Genomic DNA, 19,556 nt, shown 5'->3' on the forward strand with positions numbered 1-19,556 from the left:
GTTCTTATTTCCCCGCAATGACGTTAAGATGCCCATCACCAACTTTTATTTTCTGGCCTGTTATCGGATTTATTTGAAAAGTCTCAAAATTAGCCTGTACGCCTGTTGGATTTACTAATGCTGGGGCATTCGGTTTTTCTTTAGGGAAACGATATACACGAGAACCATCAGCACTCATTAATCCAGTTCCATCTTTTGTTGGTCTGGCACCATCACCAACCCAGATTTGACCAAGTCGATCCGCTTCTGCTTTAGTGCCGGAACCAACGCCATAATTCAGTTTTCCGTTATCGCCCTGAACCACTGCCGCCAGCCTCGGATCCTGCTTAGCTATATTACTCAAATTCTGCTGTACCAGATCGTCCTTCAGTTTCGGATAAGTAGCCGCATTTTCCGCACCGCTGGATGGTTTAGTTTCTGCCTGAGTACTGCCTTTACCTGGAGAAACGGGTTTCGTTGGTGGTACAGCTGGCTCTTTGGCACCCTTCATCCCATACACCGCGCCACCAATCGCCGCCGTGGTATGTACAACGGCCATACTATCGTAAAGCGTACTGGCTGTTTCCCTGCTCACACCCCAGTTTTCAGCAATCCGGTTAACGTTAGCCTCACGCTCTGCTTTCGCATCCGCCGTGGCATACTGCCACATCAGGGCGTCAACCTGACCTTTACCTTCCTTATAGACGCTGCCCATATTACCGATGTACTGACCATTAAGCTGTTCGTCATAGCTCTTCGCCATTGCCGCCAGCTCCTGTCGCATTCCTGAACACTGCGCTGATGACAGATTCTTACAGGCCGAGTCCATTGCCGCATCAAACGCCTTATCTTTGGCGTTCAAATCATTAATTAACTTCTCTGCCTGCTGTTTCTTCTCACCTTGCAAATAAGGCAACGACCATTTCGCATCCTGTCGTTGCTGCTCATCTTTCGCACCCAGCGCATTATTCTCAACCGCGTTCTTCCCTGCCTGCGCGCCGGTGGTCGCCGCCGCCGTGCTGTTGCCTGCCAGCCCGCCCGCCAGGCCCGCCGCCAGCGTGCTCATCAGGCTGAGTTCCTGCCGTTGCTCCTCGCTCAGCGCCTCAATTTTTTCCGGCGTGTCTGCCCCAAAGCGATACTGCGCTATATAACGCGCCGCCAGCTCGCCGCTGAACGCACCCGCCGCACCGGAGGCCGCGCTGCCGCCCGACATCTGCGCCGCCACCGCGCCCCACACCGCATGCGCCATTGCGTTGGCCGCCACGTTCACATGGCCGTCCGCGCCGGTGGTTTCCTGTTTGATGACCTGCGCCGCCCACGGATTCAGGCCGCCTGCCGCTGCCAGCGCCGCGTTGCCGCCCGCCAGGCCGCTGAGGATGCCGCTCACCGACTGCGTCACCCTCTGCCATTTGCCGCCGGTGCCGTAGTCGCGCTGTACTGCTTTATAGGTAGCGGTTTCACGAAGCTGCGCGGCCGTATAATCAGGATGCTTTTCTTTCGCCGCTTCCAGCCCTTTAATATCGCCATAAGTCTGGACGATATTGCTCATCTGACCGGCTATCTCACCTGCCATCTGCGCCATCTGCAGCCGCTTCTGCTCTTTCTCTTTATCGAAAATCGGGCTGATGCTGCCGTTGGCATGTTCCGTGTCGCGGCTCAGGTCCGCCACGCTCTGCCGCTGCTGGTCCTGGTTACGGATGATAAGGGTGCCGTCGGCCACCGCCGACTGCGTGGTACCCTCCGCATGACCTTTGCCGCCCAGCCCCGCCAGCAGCGTGCCGGTGGCGTTAGAGAGCGCATTCGAGAGCAGCTGGCCGCCCAGCGAACCGCCGCCCGACAGCCCGGCGCTGATGCCGCTGTGGCTGACCTTGTAGTCCGCCGCGTTACCGATACTGCTGAAGCCCAGCGTGCCGGTGTCGAGGCGGTTTTTATCGGCTTCCGCCGCTGAAGCGATCACCGCGCCGTCCAGCTGCGTATGGTTGCCGGTGGTGATATCGAAGCCGCCCTCACCGGCAAAAATGCCGCTCTGCTCCTGCACGCTGTTGTAGCGGCTGCGCATTTTGTCCTGGCTGAGGCTGATATAACCGGAGCCGCTCATCGAGCCAAAGGTAAAGCTACCGCCCGCCCCGAAGCTGGTTTGCTTCGAGTCGTAACGATCGCTGTCCTGCTGGCTGCTGAGGGCCAGGTCGCGCCCGACATCCGCCGTAACCCTGTTGCCGCTGACCTGCGCGCCGTTCAGCGTTGTGTCGCGCCCGCTGTTCAGCGCCACGTTGCCGCCGCTGTCGAGCGTGGTCTCACTCCAGCGCGTGCCGTCGCCGCTCTCTTTGCCCTTCGCGCCGTTAACGCTGGCAAAGATACTTATACCTGCGCTACCGCTGCCCACGCCGAAACTGAGGCCAACACCACCGCCGCTGCTGCTGTTTTTACCGCTGGACTCCTGGGTACTGGCCGCGCCGGTCAACAGAATATCCCTGGCGGCGTTTAGCGTGCTGTCGCCAGCGGCCTTCATCTGGCTGCCGCCGATCAGAATATCACCGCTGTGCGCGCCGTCGCCCTTGCCGGTGGCGGTAATCGACAGATTTTTGCCGGCGTTCAGCGTAGAGCCGTTAACCGTATCAGAAGTCTGATGCTGCTGCGATTTCGATTTTTGCGTGGTCAGCGAGACGCTGATGCCTACGCCATTATTCGGATCGCCGCTGGCCGTTGCCTGCTGTGACGCCAGGACTGCCTGTACGCCGGATAGCGCGGTTTTGGTTGCCTGCAACGCCAACAGCCTGCCGTCGCTTTCGCTTTTTGCCGCCTGAGCGGTGGCTACCGCGCTGTTAACCGCATCGCCCACCGCGCCGGACAGCGCCAGCGTCAGGCCGCTGGTTTTCTGCTCAAAGCGTTCGTCGCGGGTGCGCTTATCGTGGCCCGGCTCGATCACTACCGCATCGCCGTTAATATCCAGGCTTTTGCCTGCCACCAAATCCGCGCCGCCAATATGCGTCTGCCCGCCTGAGGTAATCGCCACGTCGCCGCCGGTGCTGCCTACGGTGCTGACGCTCTGGCTTTGCGTAGTACCTTTCTCACGCAGATCGTGTACCGATTTGCTGCTGCCGATGGTAAAGCCGATGCCGCCGCTGCCCATCAGGCCGCTTTTTTTGGTTTCTTTAAAGCGCCAACTGGAGTCGGTGTTGGTGGCCGCTACAATATCTACATTATTGCCCGCCTTCAGCGCAACGCTGCCATCGCCCACTACCTGCGATCCTTTTACCAGCAGATCGTTGCCCGCCGTGACCGCGACATTATTACCGCTCAGCAGCGTGCCCGCCTCACGCGTGGCGCTGTCCTCTTCAATGGTGTGCGTGGTTTTCTTCTTCAGGAAACCTTTTTTGGTTTTGGTTTCCTCTTTGTAATGATAGTCGCTCTCGGTCGCCGTATTCAGGTTAACGTTATTACCGGCGACAACCGCAATATCCTGCTGCGCGGTAACCTGGGTTGCGCTGCTGTTCAGATCGTGTCCGGCGAGTAGCGAAGTATCGCCGCCGCTGGCGATTTCCGTACCCTGCTGGCGCACATGCTCGTTGATTTCCTGTTTTTTGCCCGCCTTATAACTATTGCCGGAGCGGGTAGCCTCCGCCTGCAGATTAAGGTCGCGTCCCGCCTGCAGCGCCACATCGCCTTCCGCCGCCAGGCCCGCCGCCTGGCTGTTGAGATCGCGCCCGGCTGCCAGCTTCAGGTCGCCACCGCTGGAAAGCGTGGTGCGCTCCAGGCCGGAGGAATGCGACTCAGCCTGGCCGTCGCGGCTGTTCTGCTGGGTGGTAGCGGCATTGAGGTTCAGATCGTTGCCCGCAGACAGCGTGGCGTTTTTTCCAGCCTTCAGCGTACTGGCGCTTAGCGACAGATTATTATCCGCATGCATTGCCAGCTGGCCGCTCGCGGAGATAGTGCTGCCCTGGTGGGTCGTGCTGGCAGTGCTTTTCGTATCAAGCCAAACAGTCTGGCTCTTAGCCTGGTTGATTTCATTGGCCGTAACGGCAATATCACCCCAGGCATCCATTAATAAATCACCGCCAGATTTAACCTCCGCCCCCTGTACCGTAATATTTTTACCCGCGTTCAGGCTAAGAGAATCCAGGGCGCTAATGCCTGCCGTCGGGCCGATGTAGGTTTGAGTCAGGCTAACGTTGCCTAACCAGCCGCTCTGATTAATGTGCTTTTGCGTGGCTTCGGTAATGTTATTAATATTGCCATCCAGGCTTTCCAGCGCGACCCTTTTCCCGCTGATAGCAGAGCCGATATTATTAATATCGTTTAACGCGTTCAGCTGGAGATTGCTGCCAGCATTGATCAATCCCTGGTTCAGGTTGCTAATACTGTTCTGGCTATCAAGGCTCAAATCCGCGCTGGCGATAAGCGTGCTGCCGCTGTTAGTGATATTACCCGCGTCCAGCTTGACGTTATTTCCGGCAATCACGCTGCCGTTATTCACCGTCACATCTTTCGGCGACAGATAAACTTTCGGCACCATTACCGTTTCGCCATTAACGGTGGCGGCTTCCCACCAGATAATGCTGTGATCCAGCGCGGCAATCTGGTCGGCGGTTAGCGATACGCCAAACTGCAGCCCCAGCGACTGCTGCGCGGCGGCAGCGTTATCCATCAGATAGCGCATCTGATCCAGATCGGAGCCGATGCCGTTGATGTAGCGGCTGCCGGTTTGATTGATCACCGTGTTGCTGACGTAACGCGTATCAAAGGCGGCATCGCCCAGGAAGCGATAGTCATATTCAGGATGCAGATTCAGGCGATCGAGCAGATAGGAAGAACCTAAAAAGGTTGTTTCATCGGTGAACTGCGTGCGCGTTTCCTGCGCTGGCGTCGTTCCCGGCTGCGTACCCAGTAAGGAATAGAGATCGCCATACAGGTTTTTATCCAGCTGACCCAGGCCGTTTAGCTTCGGGTTTACGACGATCAGATAATGGCTGTTCGGATCGCTGGAGGGCGCAAAATAGCCATTATCGCCGCTCGGTAATGGATAAGCGCTGGTATCAACCGGGTTGCCCTGATAGTTGTGTAACGCCTGGCCGGCGGCATCGGCAGATGTCAGCTGCGCCGCCTTGCCTGGCAGCGATGCGTCCTTGCGCGTACTATCGTACTGATTAAGCGATGCGCCTGACCCACCGTTATTTTCCAGCGCGCCGCCGTTAATGGCCTGCAGCGCACTTTGCAGCCGATCGCGCCACTGAGGGGAACCCACGGCAACCGTATCGTCAGAGACCAGTGACTGCTGCTGTTGTGCTTTAAGTGAAGCAAGATTGCTTAACCGGCTTAGCGCTGGCGTAGTCAGCCCTGAAGTAATTCCCGCAACGCCGGCGCTGGTATTGGTATTGCTAATGTCGCTGCTAAAGTTGGCGGTAATATTACCCGCCGCCTGAATAACGCCACGGTAAACATTGCCGCTGCCAACCGTCTCATAGATAGAGGCACCGTCCAGCGTATAGGTTATGCTTTTGCTTTCGGGCGATCCTGCAGCCTCAGTCACAGGTCGGAGGGGCTTGATCATTCCCACACCATAACGATAGGTGTTGTATTCGGTAGTGGTGCCCTCAGTCCAGCTTTTGTTATTAAGGCTGTCACCCGACAGGGTAATATTGCGTCCAGCTAAAATCGTTGAAGCAAAATTGTCCAGATTATTAATCTGTCCATTTAAATCGCGACCGGATGAAATACGAGACTGATTGCCGCCGGGATTTACGGTAACGGTTGTTGCTTTAATTGCAACTTTTTGTATATCAGCCTCAGGATAAGGCGCGTAATGAGACGTGCTTTCCGTCCAGAAGTCACCATGACCATGATATTGCTTATAGGTGAAATAAATACCGTAGCTATCGGATGGGAGCCATGAAACTGGGATGTTAACATTTGCCCCATTTGCCCATGAGGGTTTATTTAATAGCGAAGTTTGTTCATTAACGCTAAAACCCGCTCTTTCATTCAACAAATGCCCGGTTTTAACCGTAATATCGCCGTTCTGCGTTTCAATAGTACCGGAGGTATTCACCACCTCGGCATTGGCGTTGCCCGCCGCGTCGCGCTGCATCCACAGGCTGTTTCCGGCCAGCATATCGCCCTGCTGGTTTTTAATGCTATTGGCGTAGAGATAAAGATTATTCGCCGCGTAAAGCAGCGCGGTATTTACCATGCTGCCCGGCGCGCTGAGCGTCAGGCTGCCAGACGTGCCGGTAAAGCCGTTGAGCGTGATGTCGCTGCGGCTGGTCAGGTTGATATTGCCGCCGCCCTGCAGCGTGCCGCCGCCGTTCATGGCGATGCGGTTGCCGCTTAGCGTGCTGTCGCCGCTGCCGCTGGTCAGCTGACCGTTGTTAGTCAGATCGCCGCCCGCGCCAAGCGTCAGCGCCTGGCCCTGCATGGTGCCCTGGTTTTCCAGCGCGCCGTTGCTGCTGACGCTTAGCCGGTTACCGGCGGCCAGCGTACCTTTATTGATGAAGCTGTTAATCAGCTTCAGCGTGGCGTCACCGAGCGCGACCACCTGCCCAGGCTGATCGAAACCGTCGCTGGTCAGCACCAGGTTGCCGCCGCTGAACAGCCGCCCTGCCGCCTGCTGAGTGACCTGCGCAGCGGTTACGTTCAGCTGGTTATTGCCCAGCAGGGTGCCGCCGTTGGTCAGCTGCTGATAGTTAACGGTAAGATTGTTGCCCTGTACGCTGCCCTGGTTATTGAAAGCGTTGCCGCTCAGAGTGCCCTGCTGCTGCGCCAGCAGCGTACCGCTGTTACTGGCGTTAGCGGCATTAAGCATCAGCTGCGTCGCCTGCAGCCAGCCGCTGTTGATCAGCTGCGGCGTGTTAAGCGTTAGCTCTCCGCCAAAAACTATTTTTCCGCTATTGTTCGCAAGGCTGGTCGCGTTAATGCCAGTGGTGGTGCCCTGAATCAGGCCGTAGTTATAAAGCTCCGGCGTTTTGAGCGTCAGCGCGTTCTGACCGATCAGCGTGCCGGTAGCCGCATTGGTCAAACGGCCACTCAGCGTCAGCTGTAGGTTATTATCGCCCTGCAATCGTCCGCTGTTGTCCAGCGCGCCGCTAACAACCTGCAGTTCACCGCCCTGAATACGTCCGGCGTTATTCACCGACGTCGCCTGCAGATCGAGCTTGCCCGCCGTCAGTAGCGTTTTATCCTGCTGTTGCGTCAGCGCGCCGTTAAGTTTGACCGTCAGACTATCAACGCCGCTGATATCGCCGTCGTTATTCAGCGTGCTGCCGGTTAGCGTCAGGTTTTTGGCTACCCACTCGCCCTGGTTGGTTAATGCCAGCGCCTGCAGCGCCGCCGTGCCGTTGGCGCTGATTGTGCTGCTAGCGGTCGAGTCCAGCTTATCTGAGAGGATGAGCTGCATGTTGTCGGCGCTCTGGATCGCGCCGCCGTTAGTTAACCGCTGCGCGTTCAGCAAGATCTGCTGCCCCTGCCAGCTGCCATTGTTGTTTAACGCGCTGCCGGTTAGCGTCATCGCGCCCGCACTCAGCACAACGCCCAGGTTGGTTAACGTCTGCGCATGGATCTGCGCAGCGCCCTGGCTTAACAGGCCGCCATTGTTGGTTAGCTGGCCCGTGACGCTGGCGCTCAGCCCGCTATTGCCCAGCAACGATCCCTGATGTTGCCAGCTACTGGCGCTAATCTGCGCCTGTTCGCCCTGCAGGGTGCCGTCGGTGGTCAGCCGATCGGCGTTCAGCGTCAGCTGCCCGCCGGACAGCGTACGGCTGCCTGCAGCGCTGGTCAGGCTGTCGCCCTGCGCATCCAGCAGGGAATTACCCTGCCACAGCCCGCTGTTATTTAACGTCTGGCCGCGCAGCGTCAGGCCGTCAGCCATAATTTCGCCGGGGTTCAACAGGCTGTTTGCCGTCAGACTGGCGCTGCCCTGGCTTATCAGGCTGCCGCTGTTACTTAGCTCATCACGCACGCTGCCGGTTAGCCTGTCGATACCGTTGATTGCGCCGTGGTTAGCCAGCGTGTTGCCGTTAAAATCGAGCTGTTTGCCCTGCCAGCTACCGTCATTGCTGAGGCTGTCGCCGCGCAATACCAGACTGCTGCCGCTCAGCAGAGTGCCGTTTACCTGGTTCTCCAGCTGCTGCGCGGTAATATCCAGCAGGCTATCGCCCTGCATCGCGCCACGGTTAAGCAGCGTATCGGCCGTCAGCGTAATACCCTGTGCGGCAATCGCGCCGCCGTTATCCAGCGTTTGCGCGTTGAGCGTGGCCTGCTGCTGCGCCAGTAGTTGGCCGTTATTAGTCAGCGTTTCGCTGGCCTGAGCGGAAATCGTATCGGCCAGCATCTTACCGCCGTTACTGGTCTGACGGGTGACAATATCCAGCGCGCCATCGACCTGCAGCAGCCCGGCGTTATCCAGCCGATCCAGCGTTAACGCCAGCGGCCCGCCGCTCAGCAGTTCGCCGCCGTTCTGGTTGATCAGTTGCGCATTATTCAGCGACAGTGCGCTGTTGCCCTGCAGCAATCCGCCATTGATGAGCTGCGGCGCGGTAAGACTCAGACGATCCGCCGCCAGCTTGCCCTGGTTAAGGATCCGTTCACTGTTTAAAGTAAGCGCTTGCTCACTTATCAGGCTGCCGCCGTTATTGATTTCACCACTTATCTGCGCGTCCAGCAGCGAGACGGCGCGAGCGCTGCCGCCGTTCTGCCAGCTTTGCGCATTAACCCGCAGCGTATCCGCCTGCAAAGCGCCCTGGTTGTCCAGCTGCGTGGCGGAAACGTCCAGCGAGCCGCCGCTTAACAGCTGTCCGGCGGTCTGATTGCTGATAACGCCGCCGTGCAGCGTCAAATCGTCGTTGCCCTGCAGCAGGCCGCTGTTAATCAGGTCGCCGCGCAGCGCTAACGCCTGCGCTACCAGCCAGCCGCTGTTATCGCTGCTGTCAGTCCGTAGCTGAATAGTATGCTGGCCCAAAATTTTGCCGCTGTTGTGCAGCGTTTTTGTCTGCAAAGCGGCGTCGTTCTCGCTGAGCGCGTTGCCGCTGTTCTGCCAGTCGCTGGCGTTTAACGACAGCCGATCGCCCTGCATCAGCCCCTGGTTATCGATGCTGTCGCCCTGCAGCGTCAGCTTGCCGCCGCTGAGCAGCGTCCCGCCGTTGTTGAGGCGGCTGCCGCTGATGCCTAACGTCTGGCTTCCCTGCAACGTGCCGCCGTTATGCAGCTCATCCGCGCTGACCGCCAGATCGTTAGCCGTCAACAGCCCCTGGTTATCAAGCTGTTTTTGCTGGAGCTGCATTGCGCCCTGCGCCAGCAGCCGTCCGCCCTGCTGGTTAACCAGCAGGTTATGGCTGGCGCTGAGCGTAGCGGCGTTAATCTCGCCGCTGTTGATTAAGCTGTCGCCGTTGAGCAACAGACCGGCGTCGCTTTTGATCAGGCCGCTGTTGTTTAGCGTTGGCAAATCGAGAGCAAGGTCGCTGGCGGAGGCGATGCTGCCGCCGCTGAGGTTATCCAGCCGATCGGCGTTAAGATCCAGGATTTTGCTGCCCTGAATCAGGCCGCTGTTGGTAAGTTGCTGGCTGCTGAGCGACAGCTGCGGCGCGATCAGCGAACCTCTGTTGAACAGATTCTGGCTGGTGATATTCAGCGCATCCTGACCGGCAATCGCGCCGCTGTTATCCAGCGTATCGGCGTGAAGGGTCTGCTGGCCTTTCGCCAGCAGTGCGCCGCTGTTTTTCGCCTGTTTCGCGCTCAGGGTAAGCGCGCCGCCTGCGGTGAGCTGCGCGGCGTTATCTACCCCGTTGCGCGCCGTCAGGCTGATGTTGCCGCCGCTATCCGCCCTGCTCGCCTTATCGGTTTTTACCTCTGCGGCGCTGAGCTGAATATCTTTACCGGCGGTCAGCTTGCTTTGATTAAGAGAAATCTTGTCGTTGCCGTTCAGGGCTATGCTGCCATCGCTCACCAGCGAACCCGCGTTTAACGCCACCTCCTGCTTACCGTTCAGCGTGACCGCGCCGCCCGCTTTATGATCGCCGCTCAGGGCGATACTCTCGGCTTTTGCCGTCAGCGCGCCGCTGGTCAGGCTGTTTTTCAGCGTCAGTTTGCCGCTGGCGTCCAGCACCATATCGCCCTGACGCGCGTTCAGGTTGCCAAGGTTAACCCCGACGCCTTTTTCACTGGAGACCAGATGAATACGATTGGCGTACATGCCGCCCAGCGCGCCGGTATCCACCGCCACGCCCGGCGTTGCGCCTGCGCCTGCTATCGGCGTTACGCTGCCATCCTGCGCCACCCGGTTAGCCCCGGCGATTAGCTTCAGATCTTTAGCATGGATTGCCGCGTTGATTTCGGTTGCACGCGAAATAATAGAAAGCGCGTCGCTCTGGCTGGCATCCAGTCCCTCTCCTTCCACGGTAATGGTGCCTTTGCTGACCGTCAGCGCCTGCAGATTGCCCTGCGCATCCAGTACGGGCTTACCCGTAGTTAGCGTGGCGTTGGGCGTGTTAATAAAGCCGCAGCCGTTACAGCTGATACCGTAAGGGTTCGCCACCATCACGTTGGCCGCTTTACCGGCCACTTCGGTGTAGCCCTGCAGCTGCGAGCGGTTCGCGCCGGTGACTTCGTTGATGATCGCCTTTGCTTCCTGCCCGGCTTTCAGGTTGGGGTTATTCTGAATCAGGCCGCCCAGCTGCGTCGGGTTCAGCTGTCCCGTGGCGTTGTTAAGGATCAGTCCTTCTTTACCCACGTTGTAATTCTGATACTGGTTATGGGAAAGACCGGTCTGATTTGGCGTGGCGATATTAATCACCGGCACGCCGTTGGCGGCCTTATCCAGCTGGGTGCCTTTACTGGTTGGGGTTATCCCGGCCGCCAGCGCGGGCAGCAGCGGCTGCCAGGCAACTAACGCACAAATCAGGTAGCTCAGCAGGCGGTGAGAAAGCTGAACGGGTTGTTGTTGACTGTCCATAATCTTTGCCTCTTAAAAAACGAAAGCGACCTGATAGTTAATGCTGAGACGATCCGGCGCCAGCCAGCCGGGATAGCTAAGCGGAACGCCGAGGGTAAACCGGGTGGAAACGTAGCGATTGCGGCTGCCAAGCCCGACGGCGCTGCCCCACAGCGTGCCGGACGCCCAGGGATCGCGCGCATCCTTTTGCAGCCAGCCGCCATCCAGCGCCAGCGTGCCGCTTACTTCGCCGATATACGGCAGGGTGAACAGGCGGTAGTTGAGTTCGTTGCGCCAGTAGCCGCCGTTATCGCCGGAGAGATATTGCTCTTTGAAGCCGCGCACCGAGCTTTCGCCGCCGAGGGTCAGGCGCTCGCTGCCGTACAGCCTGTCCGGCGACCACTGCCCATAGGCGCTGGTCAGCCACCAGAGATCCTGCGTAATGGGGCGCTGAAAGCTGGCGCTCAGGCTCCATTTACGAAACTCAGCCTTCGGCAGACTGCCGCTTTTTCCGCCGTCATGTTCAGCATCGAACCAGGGCATGCCGCGGCTGAAGAGCGGATTAAAGGTGGCGACGCCGCCCGCTATTTTTTGCGTATGGTTAATGCCGAGCTGGAGGCTGGTCAGGCGGCGACTGCTGCTGCGCAATAGCGTGTCGTTCAGCCAGTTATGGCTGCTGCGCTGGCTAAGCCCCGCCATCAGGCCGGTTTTTATCTCGCCGTTGCGAAAAACGACCCAGGAGCCGGTCAGACGGTGCGCCTGGCTGTCGCCATGCGATAGCCAGTTAAAGCCGTTGTTATTGATGGTGCTGCGGTAGTCGCTCCAGCTGTAGCTGTAATCGAACAGACCGTAGCCGTAAGGCACGCTGACGCCCGCCTGAAAGTTTTGCGCATCGCGCGCGTGGGAAAAGGCGCTGCTGCGTCCGCCGCCGATGATCCATTTATCCGCCAGGCCCAACGGGTTGTTGGCCGTCAGCGAGGCATTAAGCTGGCCCACGCCGGTGCTTTTTTGCCCGCTATTATCGAAGCTCAGCGTGCTGGTAAGCGGAAATTCCGGCGTGGCGGTTAAATTAACAATTGAGTAGCCGGGCTTATCGCCGGGCAATATTTCAATCTGGACTGGCGTAGTGCGCAGCCGGTTAATTTGCTCCATACCCTGCTCAATATCACGCAAATTAAGCAGCTTGCCGACCCGACCGGGAAACGCCATACTCAGCTGGCGAGAATCGCCGCCGTCCAGATAAATGGCCTGAAGTTTTCCTTCCAGCACGGTAATACGCAGCTGGCCGCTGGCAAGATTCTGTTCGGTAATAAAGGCGCGGCTGGTAATATAGCCCCGGCTGATATACCACTGAGAAACATCGCGGATCAGCTGATTAATTTGCGGCATGCCAAGGCAACGGCCAGAATAAGGTGCGATCAGCCGCTGTTTTTGTTTTTCGCCGGGCAGCGTAGCCTGTTCAATAATAATGTGCTGAATAGTGATACAGCCGCCCGACGCCTCTACGGGGGCTACGTTAATAGGTAAACGCATCTCGGTGCTGCGCTGTAATTCTTCGCGCTGCTGTTGGTTTTGCTGCAGCCGCTGCTGCTGCTCAAACTCAACCTGATTGCGTTCCGCAGGCGAAAGCGGTGCCGCATGCGCATTAAACAGTACCAGCGCGGCGGCCAGCGCCACTATTTTCTTTGCCTGTGCCATCATCATGAGTAACTGGTGAATGAGATTAATCTTATTTTTCAGCTGCACAGAATAACAGCTAAACAATTAAAGTTTCAGCAACGTCTGAAAAAAAGACAAATCTTTAATAATTTGGCTTAGCGGAAAAATTATTATGTTATTAACACAAATAATTTATTTACTTAACCGCGCAGCGTAACGAATTCTCGCCAGTAAGCGGAATTAACGTTAGCCAAATAATAGTTCCTCTTTTTTTTCTGCTAAGGAAATAGTGCCATTACTAAACTATTTGCGTTAAGTTTTTCGGGTATCGATAAAAAAAAGCCTGCTATTAAAGCAGGCTTGCAGGGCGCTGAATTTTAGCGAATCAGAAAGAAAGGGTTACGCCAGCATAATAAGCGCGACCCGGCTCGTTATAGGTGGAAGCCCCTGCGTTTTCACGATAAACACGTTTATCCAACAGGTTGCTGATACCGGCGTTCAGACGCAGATCTTTTATCAGGTCGTAGTTAACGTTAAAACCAACAAGAGAATAGGCGCCGATCTCTTTATCAGACATGCCGTTTTTTTGCTCATTATTGTTCTCCGCATATTCACGCGGCTTCTGGCGGCCGTACATCGTCCAGTTAACGTTCGCAGAGAGCTTATCGGTTACCTGATAATCCAGCATGGTATTGATGGTATATTTCGGGATAATCGACAGCGGGTTGCCGGTCTCTTTATCTTCCGAGGTGATCATATAGGTAACGTTGGTGCGCCAGCTCAGGGTATCTTTGATCACCGGAATGACCACGTTGCCTTCCAGCCCTTCCACCACCGCCTTGCCACCGTTTTCCCAGCGCAGCACGTGATAGCCGTTGCTGGCGATGCCAACCAGCTCGGTGCCGGAAACGATTTTGTTTTTATAATCGTTGCGGAACCAGGTAATACCGGCATCAAAGCCCTCGTTGGTGAAATCAATACCGATCTCTTTATTGACGCTGACTTCCGGGCTGAGATCGTCATTGCCCATCAGGTAGCACTGACTCTCAATACCGAGCGGACAGCCGTTGCCCTTAGTAGAAAGCAGGTAGCCTTCGCTGGACTGGTAAAGATTGGGCGCTTTAAAGACGCGCGCAATGCCCGCCTTCAGCTTGAAATAGTCGCCCAGCTCCTGTGACAGATTCAGGCTGGGGCTCCAGTTGTTGCCAAATTTGCTGTGATGATCCAGCCGCAGGCCGGGAATCAAGGTGGTGCCCGCCAGCGGCTCAATATTATCTTCAAAGTAAACGGCGCTTAAATCAGCGCTGTTTTTACTGCTGCGCCTGGCAGGATCGCCAGAAACGCCGCCAATATTAATATCGCCGACGTTCAGCATCGAGTTGGAAGCTGGATCATTCAGCTCTTCACGGTTCCATTCCGCGCCCAGCGTGATGTTTTGCTCCACCAGCAGATCCAGCGGCAGATTAATTTCACCGGTGGTACGGTAGTTCTCCAGGCGACTGGTTTTATAGGTGGTGCCGTTAATCATCCCTTCGACTTTACCGCCCGCGCCTTCCTGCAGTCGGGTATTGTTGGTTTTCTCGTAGTAGAAGCCCAGGCGAGACTGGCCCCAGTCCCAAATGCCGTTATGGGTGATGCCATAACTCTGGCGGTACATGCGGTTGGTTTCGTGGCCGTAGAGATCCTGGATTAGGTTGCCGGGGCTGAGATTGCTGTTGCTGTATTGCGTATCGCCCGCGTAGATATTGCCCTGACGGCTGTAGCCGTAGTTGAAGTCAACGATCTGTGATGGCGACAGTTTCCATGAAACCAGGCCGTTAATGTCTTTATTGCGCACCCCTTCGCGACCGGCGGCCCAGGAACCATTCTGCGCATGATTAATATCCCAGGCGTCGGCGTCGGTTTTGTTGAGATTGCCGTAGAGGCGCATGGTCAGCGCATCGCCCGCCAGCGGGCCGCTAAGGCTGAAGTTAGCGCGTTTGGTCGCCCCTTCTTTGTCATCTTCCGGCTGGTTGGTAAACAGCGACATGCTGCCGTGCCAGTCGGTGGTCGGACGTTTGGTGGTAATGTTAATCACGCCGCCCGCCGCGCCGGAACCATAGCGCGCCGCCGCCGGCCCACGCAGCACTTCAATGCGCTCCACCATTTCCGGCGGCACCCAGTTGGTATCGCCGCGCGTATCGCGCTCGCCGCGCCAGCTGTAGCGCACGGAGTTGCGCGACGTGGTCGGCACGCCATCAATCAAAATCAGGGTATTTTCTGGCCCCATACCGCGAATATCAATTTGGCGGTTGTTGCCACGGCTGCCGTTGGCGGTGTTACCGGTCAGGTTGACGCCGGGCATCTTACGAATAATGTCGGAGAGATCGTTTACGGGCGGGCTTTTTTCAATGTCTTCCGCGGTGATAATCGAAACGCCAGGCTGCTGTTTGAGTTCTTCTTCTGCCGTGGCGCGCACCGTCATTACGCCTTCGTCTGCCGGTGTTTCATCGGCCGCCTGGGCGACACCGTTAAAGCAAAGCAGCAATAACAGCGCGCAAGGACGCATATGGAAAGATTTTGTATTAATCATGCTACTAATCCCTGACAAATGTATATGAATGTTTCTGATGCGTATGATAACGATAATTATTTTCATTACACTCTGCAAGACGCAATCTTCACAAAATCTCCATAATTCACGGCGGGGAAAAAGCGCAAAATTCCGGGTTGCTTTTAAAAAGCATTACAAAACAAAAGGGTGTTAATAAATAATCGATAACAGCGGAGAATTCCGTTATCCGATCCTGCTATTTTCCGTTATTAGCGAAAGAAAACAGAGTGCTGTTCAAGCTGGCGAGACGGCGGTATGATTCGGGTTCCGCATCAAGAATGCGAATCATATGCATTACCAGTCACCATCTATCTGTTAACATTTTCAGGAGAGAAAATGCGTCTATCTGCCGTTTTTACCACTACGATTCTGGCCTCTGCCTTAGCGCTCACCGGATGTGATGACACTACTGCGCAAGCCACCGCTTCAGCCAATACCATTAAAATTGAACACGCGCAGGGAACAACCGAAATTGCGCCGTCTCCACAAAAAGTGATGGTGCTGAATCCCGCTACGCTGGATAACATCGATGCGTTACATATCCCGGTGGCCGGCGTGCCGAAAAACAGCACGCACCTGCCCTCTTTCCTGGCGAAATATCAGGGCGACGCTTACCTGAACGCCGGTACGCTGTTTGAGCCAGATTATGAGGCCATCAGCAACGCCAAACCTGACCTGATTATCGCTGGCGGCCGCGCCCATGACGCCTACGATAAGCTCAGCGCTATCGCGCCAACCATTGCGCTGGACGTGGATGCCAAACACTTTACTCAGAGCCTGACCCAACGCGTAGAGCAGCTGGGCGAGATTTTTAACAAGCAGCAAGAAGCGAAAGCGCTGACTGATGCCTTTACGGCGAAAATCGCCGCGCTGCGCGAAAAATCTGAACATGCCGGCAACGCAATGGTGATCATGGTGAGCGGCGGCAAAATGTCTGCCTACGCGCCAGGCTCCCGTTTTGGTTTTATCTTCGACGAACTGGGCTTTAAGCCCGCGGCCACCTTTTCCCAGGCGGGCAAACATGGCAACGTAGTGACCTCCGAATTTATTATGAATACCGATCCGGACTGGCTGTTTGTGTTGGATCGCGACAGCGCTATTGGCCGCGCCGAAGGGGCATCTGCTCAGCAGGTGCTGGATAACGCGCTGATTCATAAAACCAAAGCCTGGCAGAACAAACATATCGTCTACCTTGACTCTTCATCGCTGTATATCGCCGGCGGCATTCAGAGCTACACGCGTCTGATGGATAACATCAGCACCGTGCTGAACGATGCCAGCGCCACAATGGAGAGTTCCAGCGCCGCAATGAACAGCGCTAACGCCACGATGGAAAGCGCCAGAGCCGAAACGGAAAATGTCAGTGCTGAAACGGAAAACGCCAGCGTCGAAACGGACAGTGCCAATGCTGAAACGGACAGTGCTAAAAGCGAGTAATTAACCACGTAATGAAGAGTTTCAGCTTTGTAGCGGGCCTGGTTATTTTACTGGGCCTGATGACCTGGAGTCTGTTTGTCGGCGTTAGCCACGTCACGTTTTTCCGGCTGTGGAGCGACGCGGAAGTGCGCGACGTTTTCTTCCTCAGCCGCGTGCCGCGCACGCTCGCCCTGTTGCTGGCTGGCAGCGCGGTCAGCGTGGCCGGGCTGATTATGCAGATGCTGACGCAGAACCGCTTCGTTGAGCCTTCAATAGCCGGCACCACGCAATCCGCCAGCCTGGGCCTGCTGCTGGTGATGATTGTGAATCCCGCCGCGCCGGTGATGGTCAAAATGGTGGTCGCCACGCTGTTTGCGCTGCTGGGCACCGGGCTGTTTTTGCTGGTGCTGCAGCGGATGCGCATTAAAACGCCGCTGATGGTACCGCTCACTGGCATTATGCTGGGCGCGATTTTCAGCGCGGTGACTACCTTTCTGGCGATGGAGTTCGATCTGCTCCAGTCGCTGGGCAGTTGGGAAGCGGGCGATTTTTCCGGCGTATTGCAGGGTCGCTACGAGCTGCTGTGGCTGACCGGGCTATTAACGGTGCTGGCCTGCATTATCGCCGACCGCTTTACCGTGGCCGGCATGGGCCGGGAGTTCGCGGTTAACGTCGGGCTAAACTATCGCCAGGTGGTGTTCCTCGGCATGGCGATTATCGCGCTGATAAGCGGCGTGGTGATCGTGGTGGTGGGCGTGCTGCCCTTTCTCGGCCTGATCGTGCCCAACGTGGTCAGCATGACGATCGGCGATAACCTGCGCCGTACTATCCCCTGGGTAGCGCTGTGCGGCGGCGGGCTGGTGGTGCTGTGCGATATTATTGGTCGTCTGATTAGCTTCCCGTGGGAGATCCCGGTCAGCGTGATCCTCGGCTGCCTGGGCGCGGCGATTTTTCTGCTGTTGATTTTAAGGAGCCGCCGCTATGCAGGCTGACAGTTCCATACGCCGTCCGGCGCGGCGTTCGCTTCGCCTCTGTTTTGCCACGCCAGCTAAACGGTTGATGGGATTAAGCGCGCTGGCGCTGGCCTTCATCGTGCTGTTTATGACCATCAATCTCGGCGGCAATATTGGCTATATTCTGGTACATCGTAGTTTGATTCTCGCCACCATGCTGTTGGTGGCGTTTGCCTCCGGGATTGCCACGCTGCTGTTTCAAACCGTCACCAACAACCGCATCCTGACGCCCTCGGTAATGGGGCTGGAGACGCTGTTTATTCTGATCCAGACGCTGCTGATCTTTTTTATCGATGCTAACGGCCTGAAGATGCTGGGCACTACCGGGCAGTTTATCTGTGAGGCGGCGATACTGGTGCTGTTTTCCACCTTCCTTTACCGTTGGCTGCTGGGCCGGATCGGTATCAATCTGCATATGGTGCTGCTGGTTGGCCTGGTGTGCGGCACGCTGTTTCGCAGCATTTCCGGCCTACTGCAGCGGCTGCTGGAGCCGGGCGAGTTCGCCATTTTGCAGAGCCGTATTTTCGCCACCTTTACCCGCGCAGCGCCGGAGATTATCGCCATTTCCGGCGTGGCGGTGCTGGCGGTGGCGCTTATCGTGTGGCGAATGCGCCACAGCCTGGATGTCATTGCGCTGGGACGCGATATGTCGATTGGGCTGGGCGTCGCGTGGCGGCGACGCGTTACGCTAATCCTGCTGCTGGTCTCGCTGCTGGTGGCGCTCTCTACCGCGCTGGTAGGGCCGCTGACCTTTTTCGGCCTGCTGGTGGCGAACCTGAGCTATCAGCTTATCGGCTCGCATCGCCATCAGTACCTGCTGCCCGGCGTAGTGCTGACGGGCATCATTACCCTGGTCGGCGGTCAGGTTATTCTGGAGCGGCTGCTGCATATGGCCGGTTCGCTTTCCGTGGTGATTGAGTTCGTCGGCGGCGCGCTGTTCCTCTGGTTTTTAATTAAAAAGGCTGCGGTGTGATTGAAGTTAAAGAGATTTGTAAAAGCTACCAAAACAGTAAGGTGCTGGACCGCATCAGCGAAACCATTCCGGCGGGCGGCATCACTTCGATTATTGGCGCTAACGGCGCGGGTAAATCAACGTTGCTGTCGGTGATCAGCCGCCTGCTGACGGCGGACAGCGGCAGCGTTTGGGTAAACGGCCTGGAAGTAGCGAAAACGCCCGACGAACAGATGGCGAAAGTGCTGTCGGTGCTGCGTCAGGAAAACCACTTTACCAGCCGCCTGACGGTGGAGGATTTAGTCGGCTTTGGCCGCTATCCCTGGTCCAGAGGGCGGTTAACCGCAGACGATCGCCAGCATATCGTCACGGCCATGGCGTTTCTGGATCTGCTGCCGCTGAAAGACCGCTATCTGGATCAGCTGTCGGGCGGCCAGCGTCAGCGCGCCTGCGTAGCGATGGTGCTGTGCCAGAACACCGATTACGTGCTGCTGGATGAGCCGCTGAATAATCTGGATATGAAACACAGCGTGGCCATGATGAAACAGCTGCGCCGCGCCGCGGATGAACTGCATAAAACCATTATCCTGGTGATTCATGACATCAATTTCGCCTCGGCCTATTCTGACCATATCATCGCCATGAAACAGGGCGAGGTGCTTTATCGCGGCACGCCGCAGCAGATTATGCGTCCGGAAATTATCGAGGCGATTTTCGATACCCAGGTCCATATCGAAAACCTGCGCGGCCAGCATATCGCTATCTACTATCGCTAATCTTCCCGCTTTTGCCCGCTGCGTGCGGGCGAAAGCGCCTGCTTACGCTTTCTATACGAAAATTTACCTAAAAAAATAAAGTGTGATGAAAATCAAAAGGTGCTACTTTCCGCCACCGTAATATAAACCTTTATATGACGATGGGCAAATAATGAACAGCGCTTCTTTTACAGCTTTGCTGCTGGCTTTACCTGGGCTCGCCTTAGCGGATACCGCAACCGACGCAGCTAAACCCGCCGCGGATAAACCA

6 protein-coding genes and 1 pseudogene are annotated in these 19,556 nt (G+C 56.7%); 4 read left to right on the forward strand and 3 right to left on the reverse strand.

Going from position 1 to position 19,556, the window contains the following annotated elements:
* Positions 1-4: 4 nt before the first annotated feature.
* From COO59_RS06140 to COO59_RS06150, 3 genes are all read right to left on the reverse strand, one after another.
* The gene (locus COO59_RS06140) at positions 5-10,918 is read right to left on the reverse strand and encodes a hemagglutinin repeat-containing protein (RefSeq protein WP_103058926.1); all 10,914 of its coding nucleotides are present in this window, start codon (positions 10,916-10,918) and stop codon (positions 5-7) included.
* 12 nt (positions 10,919-10,930) lie between these two features.
* Positions 10,931-12,598 carry a ShlB/FhaC/HecB family hemolysin secretion/activation protein gene (locus tag COO59_RS06145; RefSeq protein WP_103059032.1) on the reverse strand — a complete coding sequence of 556 codons (1,668 nt, stop codon included), beginning with the start codon at positions 12,596-12,598 and terminating at the stop codon, positions 10,931-10,933.
* Positions 12,599-12,941: 343 nt separating this feature from the next.
* Complete coding sequence (locus COO59_RS06150; RefSeq protein WP_103058927.1) at positions 12,942-15,128, reverse strand: TonB-dependent siderophore receptor; 2,187 nt, start codon at positions 15,126-15,128, stop codon at positions 12,942-12,944.
* 357 nt (positions 15,129-15,485) lie between these two features.
* Between COO59_RS06150 and COO59_RS06155 the strand changes: the two are divergent.
* The 4 genes and pseudogenes from COO59_RS06155 to COO59_RS06170 form a co-directional block, all read left to right on the forward strand.
* A pseudogene (locus tag COO59_RS06155) lies at positions 15,486-16,421 on the forward strand (siderophore ABC transporter substrate-binding protein); the annotation flags it as partial.
* A gap of 176 nt (positions 16,422-16,597) precedes the next feature.
* The gene (locus tag COO59_RS06160; RefSeq protein ID WP_103058929.1) at positions 16,598-17,557 is read left to right on the forward strand and encodes an ABC transporter permease; all 960 of its coding nucleotides are present in this window, start codon (positions 16,598-16,600) and stop codon (positions 17,555-17,557) included.
* Between the two features lie 67 nt (positions 17,558-17,624).
* Complete coding sequence (locus COO59_RS06165; RefSeq protein ID WP_103059033.1) at positions 17,625-18,551, forward strand: iron chelate uptake ABC transporter family permease subunit; 927 nt, start codon at positions 17,625-17,627, stop codon at positions 18,549-18,551.
* Complete coding sequence (locus tag COO59_RS06170) at positions 18,548-19,306, forward strand: iron ABC transporter ATP-binding protein (RefSeq protein ID WP_103058930.1); 759 nt, start codon at positions 18,548-18,550, stop codon at positions 19,304-19,306. The genes COO59_RS06165 and COO59_RS06170 overlap by 4 nt, the downstream gene beginning before the upstream one ends.
* Positions 19,307-19,556: the final 250 nt, after the last annotated feature.

The sequence above is a fragment of the Mixta theicola genome, assembly GCF_002895925.1.
GTDB classification, from domain to species: domain Bacteria; phylum Pseudomonadota; class Gammaproteobacteria; order Enterobacterales; family Enterobacteriaceae; genus Mixta; species Mixta theicola.

Bases quoted from the DNA above. Each gene is read 5' to 3' on its own strand.
- COO59_RS06160 (WP_103058929.1), top strand. From the start codon at position 16,598: ATGAAGAGTTTCAGCTTTGTAGCGGGCCTGGTTATTTTACTGGGCCTG.
- COO59_RS06145 (WP_103059032.1), bottom strand. From the start codon at position 12,598: ATGATGGCACAGGCAAAGAAAATAGTGGCGCTGGCCGCCGCGCTGGTA.
- COO59_RS06140 (WP_103058926.1), bottom strand. From the start codon at position 10,918: ATGGACAGTCAACAACAACCCGTTCAGCTTTCTCACCGCCTGCTGAGC.
- COO59_RS06150 (WP_103058927.1), bottom strand. From the start codon at position 15,128: ATGATTAATACAAAATCTTTCCATATGCGTCCTTGCGCGCTGTTATTG.
- COO59_RS06165 (WP_103059033.1), top strand. From the start codon at position 17,625: ATGGGATTAAGCGCGCTGGCGCTGGCCTTCATCGTGCTGTTTATGACC.